Origin of the sequence: Caballeronia udeis (assembly GCF_001544555.2) — a bacterium.
In the GTDB taxonomy this organism is placed as follows: Bacteria; Pseudomonadota; Gammaproteobacteria; order Burkholderiales; family Burkholderiaceae; genus Caballeronia; species Caballeronia udeis.
The window spans coordinates 72004-88206 of sequence record NZ_FCOK02000029.1; the positions used below are offsets into that span (position 1 = coordinate 72004).

15 protein-coding genes and 1 pseudogene are annotated in these 16203 nt (G+C 59.7%); 9 read left to right on the forward strand and 7 right to left on the reverse strand.

The window, feature by feature from the left end; all coding sequences use genetic code 11:
- Nucleotides 1-157: 157 nt before the first annotated feature.
- Nucleotides 158-2281 (forward strand): putative bifunctional diguanylate cyclase/phosphodiesterase, encoded by a 2124-nt coding sequence (locus AWB69_RS20875; RefSeq protein ID WP_062088207.1) that lies wholly within the window; start codon nucleotides 158-160, stop codon nucleotides 2279-2281.
- Between the two features lie 104 nt (nucleotides 2282-2385).
- On the opposite strand, the gene AWB69_RS20880 is transcribed toward AWB69_RS20875, so the two are convergent.
- The 7 genes and pseudogenes from AWB69_RS20880 to AWB69_RS20910 form a co-directional block, all read right to left on the reverse strand.
- On the reverse strand, nucleotides 2386-2775 hold the full coding sequence (locus tag AWB69_RS20880; protein ID WP_197500288.1) for a hypothetical protein: 390 nt from the start codon (nucleotides 2773-2775) through the stop codon (nucleotides 2386-2388).
- Between the two features lie 120 nt (nucleotides 2776-2895).
- Complete coding sequence (locus AWB69_RS20885; RefSeq protein WP_062088214.1) at nucleotides 2896-3348, reverse strand: zinc-finger-containing protein; 453 nt, start codon at nucleotides 3346-3348, stop codon at nucleotides 2896-2898.
- Between the two features lie 170 nt (nucleotides 3349-3518).
- Complete coding sequence (locus AWB69_RS20890) at nucleotides 3519-3935, reverse strand: organic hydroperoxide resistance protein (RefSeq protein ID WP_062088216.1); 417 nt, start codon at nucleotides 3933-3935, stop codon at nucleotides 3519-3521.
- A 272-nt stretch (nucleotides 3936-4207) separates the two neighbouring features.
- The gene (locus AWB69_RS20895; RefSeq protein WP_062088218.1) at nucleotides 4208-4741 is read right to left on the reverse strand and encodes a thioredoxin family protein; all 534 of its coding nucleotides are present in this window, start codon (nucleotides 4739-4741) and stop codon (nucleotides 4208-4210) included.
- A 1-nt stretch (nucleotide 4742) separates the two neighbouring features.
- Nucleotides 4743-5459 (reverse strand): cytochrome c biogenesis CcdA family protein, encoded by a 717-nt coding sequence (locus tag AWB69_RS20900; protein WP_062088266.1) that lies wholly within the window; start codon nucleotides 5457-5459, stop codon nucleotides 4743-4745.
- A gap of 292 nt (nucleotides 5460-5751) precedes the next feature.
- Nucleotides 5752-6066 carry a DUF4148 domain-containing protein gene (locus tag AWB69_RS20905; RefSeq protein WP_062088220.1) on the reverse strand — a complete coding sequence of 105 codons (315 nt, stop codon included), beginning with the start codon at nucleotides 6064-6066 and terminating at the stop codon, nucleotides 5752-5754.
- 246 nt (nucleotides 6067-6312) lie between these two features.
- Nucleotides 6313-6456 (reverse strand): annotated as a pseudogene (locus AWB69_RS20910) (alpha/beta hydrolase); the annotation flags it as partial.
- 783 nt (nucleotides 6457-7239) lie between these two features.
- Between AWB69_RS20910 and AWB69_RS20915 the strand changes: the two are divergent.
- The 8 genes from AWB69_RS20915 (at nucleotide 7240) to AWB69_RS20950 (ending at nucleotide 16151) form a co-directional block, all read left to right on the forward strand.
- A complete protein-coding gene (locus tag AWB69_RS20915) occupies nucleotides 7240-7623 on the forward strand; it encodes a GreA/GreB family elongation factor (RefSeq protein WP_231937181.1) in 384 nt (127 codons plus the stop codon).
- Between the two features lie 588 nt (nucleotides 7624-8211).
- A complete protein-coding gene (locus AWB69_RS20920; protein WP_062088226.1) occupies nucleotides 8212-8517 on the forward strand; it encodes a non-heme iron oxygenase ferredoxin subunit in 306 nt (101 codons plus the stop codon).
- Between the two features lie 36 nt (nucleotides 8518-8553).
- Entirely contained in the window at nucleotides 8554-9780 is a 1227-nt protein-coding gene (locus AWB69_RS20925; RefSeq protein WP_062088231.1) for an NAD(P)/FAD-dependent oxidoreductase, read from the forward strand.
- A gap of 18 nt (nucleotides 9781-9798) precedes the next feature.
- Nucleotides 9799-11091 (forward strand): aromatic ring-hydroxylating dioxygenase subunit alpha, encoded by a 1293-nt coding sequence (locus AWB69_RS20930; RefSeq protein WP_062088233.1) that lies wholly within the window; start codon nucleotides 9799-9801, stop codon nucleotides 11089-11091.
- Entirely contained in the window at nucleotides 11092-11601 is a 510-nt protein-coding gene (locus AWB69_RS20935; RefSeq protein ID WP_062088235.1) for an aromatic-ring-hydroxylating dioxygenase subunit beta, read from the forward strand. It abuts the gene before it with no gap.
- A gap of 54 nt (nucleotides 11602-11655) precedes the next feature.
- The gene (locus AWB69_RS20940; RefSeq protein ID WP_062088237.1) at nucleotides 11656-14064 is read left to right on the forward strand and encodes a xanthine dehydrogenase family protein molybdopterin-binding subunit; all 2409 of its coding nucleotides are present in this window, start codon (nucleotides 11656-11658) and stop codon (nucleotides 14062-14064) included.
- Nucleotides 14061-14900: an FAD binding domain-containing protein gene (locus AWB69_RS20945; protein WP_062088239.1), complete on the forward strand. Its 840-nt coding sequence runs from the start codon at nucleotides 14061-14063 to the stop codon at nucleotides 14898-14900. Before AWB69_RS20940 ends, AWB69_RS20945 begins: the two co-directional genes overlap by 4 nt.
- A 36-nt stretch (nucleotides 14901-14936) precedes the next feature.
- A complete protein-coding gene (locus AWB69_RS20950) occupies nucleotides 14937-16151 on the forward strand; it encodes a xanthine dehydrogenase family Fe-S subunit (RefSeq protein WP_082913500.1) in 1215 nt (404 codons plus the stop codon).
- Nucleotides 16152-16203 lie beyond the last annotated feature (52 nt).

Consider the following 16203-nt stretch of genomic DNA (forward strand, 5'->3'; position numbering starts at 1 on the left):
CTCCCCGGCGTCTTGTTCGCGACTTTTTCCCTGAGCATGCACGGTTTCCGGAACGTGCCACGGGGCATGTTCGGCGCTCTCCTTGCGATGACTTCTTCATGCGAAGGCGAATTGGGGCGCCCCCAAGTGGTTCGAATCAATCGTGACGGGGTATCCCATGCTTGCTGGTGAATACAATAGCTTGCTCGTCCTGTTCTCGCTGCTGGTCGCGATCCTGGCCTCGTATACCGGCCTGGACATGGCGGGTCGTATCGCGACTGCGCACGGACGGGCGGGCTATTGGTGGCTGGCAGGCGGGGCGTGCGCGATGGGCACCGGGATCTGGTCGATGCATTTTGTCGGCATGCTCGCCTTCAGCTTGCCGATCCCGCTCGGCTACGACCCCTCGTTCACCGCGCTGTCACTGCTGATCGCAATTGCTTCTTCCGCGTTTGCGTTATGGCTTGTGGGCCAGAACGAATTACCGGTGTCGCGCCTCGTCTGCGGCGCAGTATTGATGGGAGCCGGGGTCGCGGCCATGCACTATACCGGCATGGCCGCTATGCGCATGACACCGGGAATCCAGTACGTTCCCGCGCTTTTCGCGTTGTCCATCGTCATCGCGATCCTTGCGTCGGCCGTGGCGCTGTGGATAGCCTTCCGCCTGCGCCGGAATTCACCGCTGGTCCGGCCGATACGTGCCGGCGCCGCCGTTGTCATGGGCGTCGCCATTGTCGCGATGCATTACACCGGCATGGCGGCCGCGGAGTTTCCGATCGGCAGCGTGTGCGGTGCAGTGCAAAACGGGGTGAGCACGGGGTGGATGGCGCTGGTGATCATTGTCGTTACGCTGGCGATCCTCGCCATTGCACTGGTCATTTCGGTATTCGACCTGCGTCTGGAAACCCGCACCGCAACCCTGGCGATGTCGCTCGCCGAGGCCAATCAGGAACTGACTTACCTGGCGCTGCACGACTCACTCACCAAACTGCCCAACCGGGTGTTGCTGGAAGACCGGCTGGACCGTGCTGCACAGGACGCGGACCGGGAGCAAGGCCGCTTCGCCGTGATGTTCATGGACCTGGATGGCTTCAAAGCCATCAACGACGCCTACGGGCATCACGTTGGCGACTCATTGCTGGTTGATGTCGCCGAACGCATCCGGGCGAACGTCCGGACACGGGACACCATTGCCCGCGTAGGCGGAGACGAGTTCGTGCTGCTGGCGGATGTAGGCGAACCGGCGGACGCCGCGACGCTGGCGGGCAAGGTATTGGCCGCCATCCGCGAACCATTCCAGATGGACGGCCGGGAGCTGCGGGTATCGACCAGTATCGGGATCGCAATGTATCCCGGCGATGGACTCAGTCCGAACGACTTGCTGATCAACGCCGACGCGGCCATGTACCACGCCAAGGCACTGGGACGCGATTCCTACTGTTTCTTCGAAGCATCGATGAACGCCAACGTTCACGAGCAGCTTCAGCTTGTGCAGGATCTGCGTGCCGCGGTCGAGCGCCATGAACTCGTATTGCAGTATCAGCCGAAGTTCGCCGCGCCGGTCGGGCCCGTGATCGGGGTGGAAGCGCTGGTGCGCTGGGCGCATCCCACTCGCGGGATGATCGCGCCGGACGAGTTCATTCCGCTTGCGGAGAAAACGGGACTGATCGTGCCGATCGGCGAATGGGTGCTGGACGAGGCGTGCCGGCAGATGAGCGTGTGGCGCAACGCGGGCCGCGAGGACTGGACCATGGCGGTCAACCTGTCTGCGTTGCAATTCAGGCACATAAGCCTGATCCAGACCGTGCGGGACACCCTGGAGCGCCACGCACTGGAGCCGCGCTGCCTGCTGCTGGAAGTGACCGAATCGACGGCGATGCATGACGTGGATGCCAGCCTGCGAATCCTGGAGGAGTTGCACGATCTTGGCGTGCGTATTTCCATCGATGACTTCGGTACAGGCTATTCAAGCCTGCTCTACCTGAAGCGCCTGCCGGCCAGTGAACTGAAAATTGACCGCGGGTTCATTCGTGAGCTTGCACGCGATACCGAAGATGCGGCCATTGTCTCGGCCATCGTCGCGCTGGGGCAGACACTCAATCTGATTATTGTCGCGGAGGGGGTAGAGACCCTCGCGCAGCAAGAGTTCCTGACTCGTCTCGGCTGTGACTCCCTGCAAGGCTTCTTGCTCGGGCGCCCGATGTCCGCCGATCATCTGATGGAGACGATATCGCGCGATGAGGCGTTTCCGGCATTGGCGCAGTTGCAGCCGCTTCGATTAGAACCAGCGCAGCCTGTGTGAGGCCTCTGTGAGGCCTATGCAGTGCGTTGAAGGCGGCTATACCGTCGCCCTGGCGATCCCGGCGTGCCGCATCCATCTGGTGCATCTCGTGCCGGATTTTCCGTTCACGCCCGCTTTAGTCCCGGCATTGGGTCCGCTTCGCCGGCCTTGAGGCGTTCAAGCCGTTCGCTCGCCGCGGCAAGGATGCCTAACGGAGTGTTGTGAAGTTGCGCGTCGTGCACGCACACGACGCCGGCGAGTTGCTCACAACTGGCGTCGTCCAGTTTCCAGACTCCCGTGGCCTGGCCCTCTGCAAATGCCGCGTTGATCGCCAACTCGCCCTGGAGCCAGGCTTCGCGGGTGATTTGTCCATATCCCGCCTCCGCGACGTACGCCGTCAGGATCAGGACTTCTGCGAGCGACTGGGTTCCCGCCATCCATCCATGGCCATCGCGCAGCGCCTGCAGTGCGCAATGAGCATGCAACGAAAGCCTGTCCGCTTCCGGCCGGGGCATGGGAAGAAGCTGCATTTTCGACAAGCGGACACGCGTTGCTTGTGCGCTGCGGTTAAACGGTAGGGTACGGGCCATGGAGTCGTTGGGAGAGTTGTCCACAGGTTAACGTACAAGTCGCGACTATTCTGAAGGGGTCGCAGCGCGGCGATTCCGTTCGAATTGTTCGATTACATCGATTGCCGCCTTGCATTGCTCCACGTCGAGCAAATTGATGTTGCAGGCTTTCGGCTCTATTTTCAGTTCCCCGGCGAGCCACTTATAGCCTTTCGATCTTGCCTCGAAGATATTCACGCCGTCGCGCCTGGCCTTGGCCTCCGCCATGGGCTCCAGCGCAGCGTGTAGTTTCGCTTTCCATTCCCGCAATTCGGCGTTCGCCAGCCGGCCGAGCGGGAGGTTGCGCGTACTGCGCGCGAATATCCCGATCCAGGCCTCGCAGGGCGCGCATAACCACAGAGGACCGTGGTCGTCCTGATACGGATAAGCCGCCTCTCCCGGCCGCACGAGCGTTGCCTTTGCGCCGCAATAGTCGCAATTTGGATGGGGTAAGGCTTGAACCGGACGGCCGACGCGCATGGGTGAAAGCTTGCCAGGGGAAACAGCGAATATAGCAAAAGCCGGATGTGACCCCGGCGGACCCGGCGGCAAGGCGGCTGGACGCATGGGTCGCGCAGCCCTATGAGTTTCGACGCGGCATCGAACTGGACGAACATCGGGAACGGCGCCGCAGCTAGAGCGCTTCCGGCTCAGGCCACCTTGATCACGACATCGATGTTGCCGCGCGTAGCCTTGGAATACGGGCAGGTCTGGTGAGCGGCGTCTGCGAGAGACTGGGCGACTTCATGGTCAAGCCCGGGAAGGCTGACGTTCAGGCGTGCCTGAAGGAAATACGCGCCCCCGGTCGTGCCGAGATCCACTTCCGTGTCCACTGCGGTGCCCGCTGGCAGGGCAATCTTCAATTTGGCCGCTGCGTGGCCCATTGCCCCAATAAAGCAGGCGGACCAGCCGGCGGCGAGCAACTGCTCGGGATTGGTGCCGGCACCCTTGCTGCCAGGAACGGAAAGGGCGATGTCCAGGCGGCCGTCATCGCTATGGGACGCGCCGTCGCGGCCACCCGTTGTGTGGGTCTTGCCGGTGTAAAGCACTTTTTCAAGCTGTGTCATGGTCGACTCCTTGTTTCGTTTCCCCGGGAAATCCGGCGTTGATGGATTAGAACGTGCACAGGTATCTGGCTTGTGTCGGTGAACCCGTGTAAATCCAATGCTTTGTATCGATGCGGCTCCCGGATACGTTGGGATACAAATTCGCTGAATGAAGCTTCTCGAGAGCCTGTCGTACTCGTCCCGCACAGGATGGACGATTCGGTGCGACCGGAAATGTCCATCGGTCAAAGGGATGTGACGCAGGAAGGTGACGCGAATCGCTCCCCGCGCATTCATTCCTTTTGCGCCAGCAACGCCCTGATTTGCGCCTCGGTCTTGTCGTACTCGCCTTCGCCGAAGTGGCTATAGACCACCTGTCCCTTCTTGTCGATCAAATAGAACGCCGGCCAGTACTGGTTGTTGTAAGCGCTCCAGGTCGCATAACGATTGTCCTGCGCAACCGGGTACGTGATGTTGAATCGCTTGATGGCCGTCTTGACGTTGTCGGTATTGCGCTCGAACGGGTACTCGGGGGTGTGCACGCCGATCACTACCAGGCCCTGGTCCTTGTACTTCTGATTCCAGTCCTTGACGTAGGGAAGAGTGTTGATGCAATTGATACACGTGTAGGTCCAGAAATCGACCAGCACGACCTTGCCGCGCAACTGACCGATGCTTAGCGGTTCGCTGTTGAGCCACTTGTCGATACCGCCGAATTCCGGCGCGGGCGTGCTGTTCTTCAGAGGGACGGCGCTGGCGCCGGAACTGGTCAGGGCGGTGGCGGCCAGCAGCATCGCGGCAGCGGCGGTCTTGAGTCGGGAGGTCATGTCAAAATCCTTTCAGGGAGGGGAGGAACGCGGCGATCCGGGCATAGACCAGGACGTCGTATTGCAGGTAGATGGCGAGTGCGGTCAGCACCACCAGAGCGCCGAAAATTTGTTGCAGACGGGGCGCATGGCGTGCCACCACGCGTACGCGGCGCGTGATGTACTGTCCGCCGTAGATGATGGCGAGCATCGGAATCGAGGCGCCTATTGCATATAGCGCAAGCAGCAATGCGGACCATTGGAGGTCCTGGGCCTTGACAACCAGCACGAGGATCGATGCCAGCACGGGTCCCGCGCACGGCGTCCATACCGCGCCCAATGACATGCCGAGGACAAAACCACCGGTGTTGCTGCTGCCCGCCGGCACGCCGGGCGCGATTGCCGTGCCAATGCGCTGCAACGGCTGCTCCAGACGCGCCATCAGCCACTCATAGGGTGCCGGCCATACCCGCAGCAATCCGGAGAGCGCAAGCAGCGCGGTGGCGGTGTCGCGCAGCGCGCCTTGCGCTACATGGACGGTGCTGGAGACGGCGCCCAGCAGCATGGCGAACGCAGCGAAGCTCAGGATGAAGCCGGCGATGACAAACAGCGGGCGCACCCGGTCGGGCCGGTCAACCGACGTGCCGAGCAGGATCGGCATCACCGGGAGGATGCACGGCGATGCAATGGTGAGCAGGCCGGCCAGCAAGGCGAGGGGAGTTTCAAGGAGGTTGTGCACGATGGGTGTTCCGTTGATTGGCATGGTGCTATTGGAGCGCTCGCGCGTATCTGGCTTGTGTCGGGCGAAGGGCGCGGGTGCAATGTTTTGTGTCTGCCAACACGCCAGATACATTGCGACATGAATATCAGGCTGACGTGGTGGGCAATGGCGTGAGAACCGGAAAACAAGCACACCCCGAAAAAGACGTGACCTTAATAATAGGAGTACGAACTCACGTCATTAAGGCCATGCCCCGTTCTTTGCTGCGAAAGCGCATTCACGTTGCGCCGGTAAAGGCGCAAGCCTGAGCTTAGGGACGCGCGTAGATCGAGCCCGGACCGGTCACATCAGACCCGGTCGTACGTGAACCTGCCGCAGCCGTGCCGCTGGTCGACGAACCATACGACGTTGCTGACACGCCGTTCGCCGCGTCGACCCGCGCTTCTGCAGCTTGAATGTTCTGCGGATATTGCGTCTGATCGCCAGCCGGGTTATAGCCGGCCTTTTCCAGTTGGATCAGTTGAGCACGCACGTCGGCGCGGGTAAGAGATTCGTTCGATTGAGCGAACGATACGGCCGGAATAGCAACGACAGCAGCAATGATCAGCGATTGAACGAGTTTCATGGTTTCTACCTCAGGAGAGTGGGTTGTCCGCAAACACCGGTTTGCGTGCCAAAGGGTTTAAGCTGAGTCGACGCCGTGAAGCAGGGCTGGCGTGAATCTATTGGACCGCATGGATGTATCTGGTTTTTGTCCGGAACGCACCGCACTTGAAACGTTGTGTGTCCATGTGCGTTGCTGATACATCGTGATACAAACCATCGGCGGGACTGGTAGTCGCCGCGGTTCGGAGCCGTTCCGTTCAATAGTTCAATAACCGGCGACCTCGATCACAGCGCCAGCGAAGGCCTTTGGCGCTTCCTGCGGAAGGTTATGGCCAATGCCGCCGTTGATCGTCCGGTGCGCATACTTACCGCCGAATTTCTTGCGATAAGCCGCGGGATCCGGGTGTGCTTCGCGCTGACGTTCGGTATCGCGGTGAGACCCCGGCACCGCGATTTTTCCTATCCCCGCAACGTCTGCCGACGCAAGCGGGATGGTCTGAATCTGGCGTCAACTGGCTTTAACCGCCGAGGAAATGCATGCTTGCAGGGCACAAGCTTGCAATATCCTGACAAACAAGCTTTAATGAGGTCATCTGCATCTTTAGTCCTTCTCAAGCGTTTCTGACCTAGGTAACCATCGTGTTTCTCATTTCGCTTCATTCGCTCGCAGTGTTTCATCTTCCGGTCCTGACCGGAAGATGCCTGCGCGCGAGCGGAAAATCGAGAGTCATCATGCTCAACCGGAGCCGCGCACGACCGGCGGGCAAGTCCGCACTTCCCTGAGCCTGGCTCCCGCGTAACGACTGACCTTTAGTAACGCGCGAGCCGGGCCTTCTCCTCTCGCACGTCCCACATCACAGCAACGGCGCCGATTCCTGTCAGGAACCGGCGCTTGGAAACGCGCGCGTGGCCGTCTGTTCGGCTATACGGTGAATTACTTCTAGCAGCGGTTTAAACCGGTAAACAAGTCGTTTCCTATTGATTGCCCGGGGACGACAGAAGCGATCCTATGACATGCCGGGTCTTGCCGGATCAGCGCTTTTGAGTGTCTTATCGTGCAGGATAACTAATAGTTTCAACAATAACTTGATGGCTATTGCATTAGCCCCTTCAATTTTCATTTACACCCGAGGTACCTATGTCATTCGATAAATTTCAACCATCTACAGCGGCAAGACCCAAGACTGCGGGCATGCCTATTCTGTCCGAGCTCGATATGGAGCGGCTCAAGCGTTGCGCACGCGTGCCCGGTGCTTCATCCGAGCAGCGTACGCTCGTGGAGGAGCTTGAGGGGACAGCCATGCTGCTGGACGCTGCCGAAGTACCGCCGGATGTCGTCATGGTGAATACAAGGATCGAATGCGTGGCTGTCGCCGGCGGCCACGCCCATCAGTGGACGCTCGTTTATCCGGATGAAGCGGATTACGAACGGGGATTCATATCGGTTCTTTCGCCCGCCGGTTTTGCACTTCTTGGTGCACGGGTGGGGCAGATGGTGGAGTGTCGACCCCCGAGCGGTCTGCTGGTTCAATACGTTGTCAAACGCATTCTGTTTCGTCCCGAACAGCTTGCTTAGCAGATTGACCGGACAAGACCCGCAACGTTATAGGACACGAACGTCCGCGTAGCCGTGAGCTGAGGGAGAGCAAAACGGCTATGCACCAAATCAGAGTCAGCGGTTCGCACATTACACTTGGGCGGGAGTCCGGGAGGCCATGTGGTTCACGTTCTTGATTTGCTCCGGCTGTTTGTAATGACTTATTTCTCGCTATGGCTGGTCGGTTTCGCCCTGTGTTTTTTTACTCGAAAGCGATCTCGACATCTCCACACCCGTCTGAGCATTTCGACCTCCCGGCATGGTCTGGAGAAGGAAGGTCAGCGAGTGGAGTTACCGCGCCGACAGCTGATTACCCAAAACGATCCCCGCGGAAAATGAAGGAGCTCGGGCGAGTGCCGCGATGCGCAAGGCGTCGCGTTCAGTTGATTCGTCTGCTTACATCTTCTTCCTTTCCCAATTGTCAACGCCAGCACCTGCCTGCAAATTCGCCCTCTACCGGTAAAGACGCCCGTAAAGGGTAAACGATAATTTTGACAATATTGACTCAGGATGAATTCGAGCTATGATTAATTAATCAGTACACTGATCAATTTCCCAAGCAAAGCGATGACACTCCAATTCGCAGCAAACCTTGAAGACCTCAACGCGGATGAACCTTATGCCGCGACCATCGGGAATGAACAGATAGCCTTGTATCTGGTAGACGGCGAGGTTTATGCAACCCACAACGTTTGCACTCACCAGTTCGCGTTGCTCAGCGAAGGTTTTCTGGAAGATGGCTGCATTGAGTGCCCGCTTCATCAGGGGAAATTCGATGTGAAGACCGGTGCCGCGCTTTGCGCGCCCGTGACCGCGCCGATCAGGACTTACAAGGTCCAGGTCGAAAAGGGGGCAGTAATGGTCGAGCTTTGAGGGAGCGGTCTTTTGACCCAAGCCAGGAATTTAAACGTGGAAACGATCTTGATTATCGGCGCGGGACAGGCCGGTGGCCGCGCAGCCGAAACGCTGCGGGCGCAGGGCTTCGACGGCTCGGTCGTTCTGGCTGGTGATGAACAGCACCGGCCATACGAGCGCCCGGCATTATCGAAGACGGTGCTGACTGCGACTGACGATAACGACTGCTTCAGCGCGTGGCTCCACTCGAGCGACTTCTACGAGACGAACAATATCGACTGGATTGCGGATAGCGTTGAACTGCTCGACGTGAGACACCGCACGGCCACGTTTCGAAGTGGCCGAAGCATCAGGTTCGATAAATGTCTGATCACAACAGGCGGCCGAGCGCGCAGGCTTCCCGGAACGCCGGACAGCCGTCATGTCTTCGCGTTGCGCACGCTGCAGGACGCGATGAGAGTGCGAACGCGCATGGTTGGCGCGAGTTCCGTGGCCGTTATAGGGGGAGGTTTCCTCGGGCTGGAGTTTGCGGCAAGCGCCAGGGCGCGCGGAATCGACGTCACCGTGGTGGAAGCCGGTGAACAGTTATTGGGGCGTGCGCTGCCGCGCGAATTCTCCGAACGTCTACGCACCAAGCATGAACAGAATGGGGTCAGGTTCATGCTGGGCGCCAAGCTGATTTCCTCAACGGAGGAGGCATCCGGAGTAACCCTCTCAATCGCGCCGAATGTGTCAGAGCGCTTTGATTTCGTCGTGGTGGCCATTGGGCAAGAGCCGAATGATGCGCTTGCCAGGGCGTCCGGCTTGACCACCGGTAACGGCATACATGTCGATACACATTGCCGGACTTCCGCCGACGGTTTTTACGCAGCGGGCGATTGTGCGAATTTTCCGTTTGGCGTATCCGGCCGGCGCCTGCGTCTGGAGTCGTGGCAGAACGCGCAGGATCAGGCGATTGTCGCGGCCCGCAACATGTTGGGCGAGTCGGTGGAGTACCGGCCAGGTCCCTGGTTCTGGACAGACCAGTACGACTGGAACATACAGATGCTGGGAATGCTCGACGGTCCGGTGGATCAATGGATCGAGCGTCAGACGTCCATCGACAAGACCTTGCTCATGGGCTTGCGGAATAACGCGATCACATACGCCCTCGCGGTAAATAACGGTGGTGAACTGCGGGCGATTCGCCGCCTTGTCGAGCAGGCGACCCAGGTCGATCCCGAGGCTCTCGCGGACCCGGGCGTCAAGCTGCGGCAACTTGAACGGCAAGCTCACTCATAAGGTTTTCAGGAGCGCATTTTGTATTCGTCAGAGACAGTCATTGGCCTCGGTACGCCGAGCGTCAAGAACAAGCCCATCGAACAGCTGGTCTGGCCGGAAGAGGGACTTCATGCCATCCCGGACTGGGTCTATACGAGTGACGATGTATATGCTCGCGAGGTGGAACGGATTTTTCAAGGTCCAACCTGGAATTTCGTTGCACTAGAGGCTGAGATTCCCAATAGCGGAGACTACAAACGCTCGTACGTGGGACCTACGCCGGTGGTCGTCTCGCGCGCGGAAGACGGCTCCATCCACGCGTTCGAGAACCGCTGCGCCCACCGTGGTGCGGAGTTCTGCCGGCACACCCGCGGCAACAATACCGAGTTTGTCTGCCCGTATCACCAGTGGTCCTATGACCTGAAAGGAAACCTGCAAGGCATTCCATTCAAACGCGGCGTGAACAAGCTCGGTGGCATGCCGCGCGACTTCCGCAACGAAGACCATGGCCTCAAGAAGCTTGCCGTCACCACGCGTAATGGTGTGATCTTCGCGTCATTTACGCATGATATGGAGTCAATCGAAGATTACCTGACGCCCGAAATCCTGAAAGATTTCGACGCCGTCTTTAACGGCAAGAAGTTGCGCATTCTCGGGTTTTACAAGAACGAGTTGCCATGCAACTGGAAGATGTACCACGAGAACCTGAAGGACCCGTACCACGCCACGCTGCTGCATTCGTTCCTCGTCGTGTTCGGCTTGCTGGTCGCAGGCAACCGGTCGGCCATGGTAGCCGACAGCAAGCGCGGCATTCACGGCACGATGGCATCGGCGAAAAGCGATTCGCTCTATGCGGCGGTGGATGCCGACAAGAAGAAGGAAATGCGTTCGTTCCATGAGGGCATGGTCCTCAAGGACGAACGCTTCCTCGAATACGTGAAGGAGTTCGATTCAGAGTGGTCGGTGACCATGCAGACGATCTGGCCGAACCTGATTGTCCAGCGAGAAATGAATACCCTGGGCGTACGTCATATTGTCCCGAACGGCCCGAACAGCATGATCATGCTCTGGACCATGTTCGGCTACGAAGACGACACCGAAGAGACCACGCGTCACCGGCTTCGCCAAGGCAACCTGATGGGACCATCGGGGTTTCTTGGTCTGGAGGATAACGAAGCAATGAAGTTTGTACAGGAAGGCGTTCGGCGCTCGGTAACCGACCGCAGCGTGCTCAGGCTCGACAGCGAAAACATCGGAACCGCGGATAGCCTGATCTCCGAAGCCGCCATTCGTGCGATGTACAAGCACTATCGTGAAGTAATGGGGTTCTAAATGCTGCCAGGATTTGAGAAGAAACCGGTTGCACTCGACAAGGCGCTCGCAGCGCGCGCGGCCGTGGAATATTTCCATGCTGAATACTGCGCCGTGCTCGATGGGGGCGATCTCGAACAGTGGCCGGAGTTTTTCACGGAGAACTGTCTCTACCGCGTGACCGAGTACGAGAATGCTGCTCATGGTTTCCCGGCCGGGCTGGTGTATGCGGAAGGCCGCAACATGCTCCGCGACCGCGCAATAGCAATTTCCAGAACCCAGATGTTTGCGCCCCGGCAGATGCTGCATTTCGTGAGCAATGTCCGCATCCTGGATGTCACCGATGAAGAGATCGTGGCGCAGAGCAATTACCTGCTGCTGCAGACGCTGGTCGAAGGGGCAACGACGTTGCATCAGGCCGGCCGGCTGTTTGACCGCTTCGAACGCAGCGGCAATGAATTGCTCCTCAAGGAACGGCAGGCAATTTATGACACGGCCATGATCGCAAACGATCTGGCCTATCCTGTTTGAAAGAGGGCGATCAGACGATGTCATTCGCGGGCTACACGAATGCGGGAGAGGCATATGAGCAGCACTGAACCGACAGAAGCACCCGTCGAAAGTGGCGGTGTCGGCGCCCGTGTGAGGCGGCGCGAAGATGAACGGCATCTGCATGGGAAGGGCCGGTTTGTCGCCGACTATACGTTTCCTGATCTGCAGGAAGTCGCGTTCTTGCGCAGCCCGCTTGCGCACGCGCGCATCGAGAGTATTGGCAAGCCGGAGCGCTTCGCAAGCCAGGTCATCGTACGGGAAGACATGCATACCGCCGCGGACATCGTGGCGGACTCCAGCCTGGCGACGTACAAGCCTTCGGCGCACCCTCCTCTCGCGTCGGGGAAGGTCCGTTTTGTCGGCGAACCTGTAGCCATGTGTTTCGCGAATTCCCGCGCCGAGGCCGAGGACATCGCGGAAGAGGTGGAGCTGGATCTGGATGAGCTGCCCGCATTTGCGAGCGCCTTTGCGGCTCGCGCGCGTACCGATGTCCGCGTGCATGACCACTGGACCGACAATCTCTTCCTCGATCTCAAGGCGGACGTCAATTTCGACGAACGCGCCAAGGATGCACCCGTGGTCGTGAAGCAGAAGGTCGACCTGGCGCGCCAGTGCATGGTCCCGATGGAAGGCAAGGCGGTGCTGGCGTACTGGGATCATACCCAGGCGCAACTGGTCGTGATTACGTCGACCCAGGTCCCGCACATGATCCGCACGGTGCTGTCTCAATGCCTGGGAATCGATCATGCGCAGGTCCGCGTGATCTCACCCGATGTGGGCGGCGCGTTCGGATATAAATGCGTCCTGCAGCAGGAAGAGCTTTGCATTGCGTGGCTCGCTCTTACGTACAAGCGGCCTTTCCGGTTTATCGAAGATCGTCGCGAGCACCTGATCGCGGGTGCCAACACGCGTCAACATCATTACGAGCTGACGGCCTATGCAGACAAGAACGGGCGGCTACTGGCGCTGGACTGCAACCTGTTGATCGATGGCGGCGCCTATTCAGCGTGGCCGTTTACGATAGGCCTGGAAGCAGGGCAGGCGCTTGGCAACCTGCCGGGTCCGTATGATTTCAGCGGGTACCGCTGCCGTACGCAATGCGCGGCGACCAACAAGCCGGGCTTTCTTCCGTATCGAGGGGTGGCGCGTACGGGCGTTTGTTTCGCGATCGAACTGACCATGGACGCCATTGCGCGGGCGGTTGGCCGCGAGGCGTGGGAAGTGCGCTACGACAATCTGGTTCGCGGGGCGGACATGCCCTACACGAACGTTGTCAAAAAGCACTACGACAGCGGTGATTTCCAGGAAAGCCTGAAGCGAGCAGCCGATCAACTCGATGTCGCAAAATGGCGCCGCCGCCAGAAAGAGGGCGAGCCGGATGGCAGGCTGGTCGGTATTGGTTTTGCGACCTTCACCGAGCAGTCGGCTCATGGCACGGCGGTGTTCGCGTCATGGGGTTTGCCGGTCGTTCCTGGCTACGACCTGGCAACGGTGCGCATCACCGCGGACGGTGGTCTTGAGGTGCGCGCCGGCATTCATTCCCATGGACAGGGTATGGAAACCACTCTGGCGCAGATCGCCAATGAAGTGCTGGGCGTTCCCATCCAGAAGATCAAGGTGGTTCACGGCGACACCGCGCTTACACCCTACTCAACAGGCACATACGCGTCGCGCAGCATTGTCATGGCCGGCGGGGCGGTTGCTGCAACGTGCCGCGAACTGGTGCCGCGGCTCATAAAAATTGGCGCACATATCCTTGGCGAAAAAGAGGACGCTGTCCGGTTCGAGGCGGGCGAGGTCGTCGGCGTGACGGGACGGGTTTCCCTGGCGGATATTGGTCACGCATGGTACCTGCGGCCCGAACGTCTGCCTGCAGGCGTCGACCTGACGGGACTCGAGGCGACTCAAGGTTTCAAGCCGAAGGTGGATACCGGCGCGTTCAGCTATGCAACGCATGCGGCGGCCATTGCGGTCGACACGAAGACCGGCCACGTCGAGATCCTGGAATACGTGATTGTTGAGGATTGCGGGAGAATGATCAATCCAATGGTCGTTGAAGGCCAGACGATCGGTGGCACAGCACAGGGCATTGGTACGGCGTTCTACGAAGAGACACTGTATGACGACAACGCCCAGCCTCTGACCTCCACGCTTGCGGACTACATGTTGCCTGGGCCGACTGAGCTACCGCCGTTGACGATCATCCATATGGAGACGCCATCGCCCTATACCGAGTTCGGGGCGAAGGGCGTGGGCGAAGGGGGCGCGATTGCACCGCCGGCCGCGCTTTTCAATGCGGTGAATGACGCACTCAGTCCCCTTGGAGCACTCGTCTCCGAGACACCTCTCACGCCGCGGCGATTGCTCACTGCCATTGAAGCGGCCAGGGCCGCCGCCCGCAGAAAACCAGAGGCAGAACAAGTCCACGAGGTGATTCGATGAAGGCCGCCGCGTTTGATTACGTCAGGGCTGCGACATTGCCGCAAGCGCTGAGCGAGCTCGGCGATTCAGCCATTGGCGCCAAGCCGATTGCAGGCAGCCAGTCGATGGGGCCGATGCTGAATCTCCGTCTGGCGAGGCCGTCGAAAGTGATCGATGTATCGCGTGTCGACGAACTGCGCACCGTCACCGTTGCGGGTGACCTCGTTCGTGTGGGCGCCGCCATTACTCATGCGGAAATCGAGGATGGCAAGTACGAGCTTTTGCGCAACGGTTTTATGCAGTATGTCGCCGCGGGTATTGCATATAGAGCGATTCGCAATAGAGGAACCATTGGCGGCAGCCTTGCGCACGCTGATCCTGCTGCGGACTGGCCTTTGGCGCTTTCCACGCTCGACGCCCGGATCGAGCTGTCGAAGGCAACCGGTACGCGCCGGGTGCGTGCCAGCGAGTTCATGCTGGGCGCATTTACGACGCTGCTGGAGGAGGGCGAGATCATCTCGGCAGTCCTGCTGCCGAAGATGGGGCTCACCTTGCGCTGGGGCTACTACAAGCTGTGCAGGAAGACGGGCGAGTTCGCTCACGCAAGCGCGGCCGCGGCGTTTGACGCACAAACCGGTTTGGCTCGTGTGGTGCTTGGTGCGCTTGATGGTCCCCCTGCAGGGCTGGAAGCACTCGCTCAGTCAATAGCGCAACACGGACCCGGCGCGGCGACGCCGGAAGCGATTGCGTCGGGCGTGGCGAATGCAATGCCAAATGCCGACGCTATCGACCGGTCCATGCACGAAGCGGCCGTCGAGCGCTGTCTTGCACAAGCCTTCGGTTCATCCGCGCGTTAACAGGAATGCGCGTTAACAGGAATTCCAGGAATTTCCATGTCTGTCATCGAACTCACCATCAACAACCGGGCCATTCGCGGCGACGTTGCGGCGCGCACCCATCTGGGCGATTTTCTTCGCGACAATCAGAACCTGACCGGCACTCACCTTGGTTGCGAGCATGGTGTGTGCGGCGCATGTACGGTCCTTCTGGACGGTGAACCGGTGCGCTCCTGCATCACGTTCGCGGTAGCCTGCGACCATCAGAAGGTCCGCACGATCGAAGGGTTCGACGACGATGAGCTGATGAAGCGCCTGCGCCGGTCCTTCTCGGTTCATCACGGGCTGCAATGCGGCTACTGTACGCCCGGCATGCTCATTACCGCGCGCGATATCGTGCGGCGCTTTCCTGACGCTGACGAAGCGCGCATTCGCCTTGAGCTGTCGGGGAACCTGTGTCGATGTACGGGGTACGTCGGCATTGTCAACGCAATCAAGGTCGTGCTTGCCGACCTGAGGGAAAGCCCGATAACGGATGCATCGCCGGCCCCGGTTCGACAAGCGGCGGCAACGGCTGCCCAGCCGCAAGCAGCAGGCCAGTTTCAGACCTTCAACACTGTCGCTGCCGCACCTTCAGATCTGCCCGCACGCTCATCGCAGGAAGATACGGCATCGCCGGTCGCGAACGTCCAGCAGACCGGTGCGCGCAAGGGTTGGACCGCGATTGATGACAGCTTTGTCGTGCCGTTTCCGCTCGACCAGGTCTGGGCGTTCATGGGCGACCTGCCATCTGTCACCGCATGCCTTCCGGGCGCGGAATTGATCGAACACGATTCGGAAAAGGTGAAGGGGAAGATCGCTATCAAGTTCGGTCCGATGTCGGCGAATTTCGCCGGCGCGGCGCGGCTCGAACGCGATGACGCCGCGCGCCGTGCCGTGATGCGTGGGGCCGGGCAGGACAACATCAGCCGCTCGAAGGCAAATGGCGACGTGACCTACGCGTTGAGCGATGAAGGGAACGGAGCGCACACGCGTGTAGCAGTCACGCTCGAATATATGTTGCAGGGCCCCCTGGCTCAATTCTCGCGGTCGGGCCTTGTTAAAGACTTCGTCCGTCGGATGATCGCCGACTTTGGCGCGAGGATCACCGCGCAACTGGCGGGTTCGGACATGCCCGCCTCCGCAGGACCGTCGACCCGGTTCAACGTCGGCAGTCTGGTGTGGAGTGTTATCTGGGGGCGCGTGAAACGTCTCTTTGGTCGAGGCGAATAAAGCAATTGCGGCGGTAACTCGAGGCCTGTTTTGGGGTTCGTGGCCCCGCTAT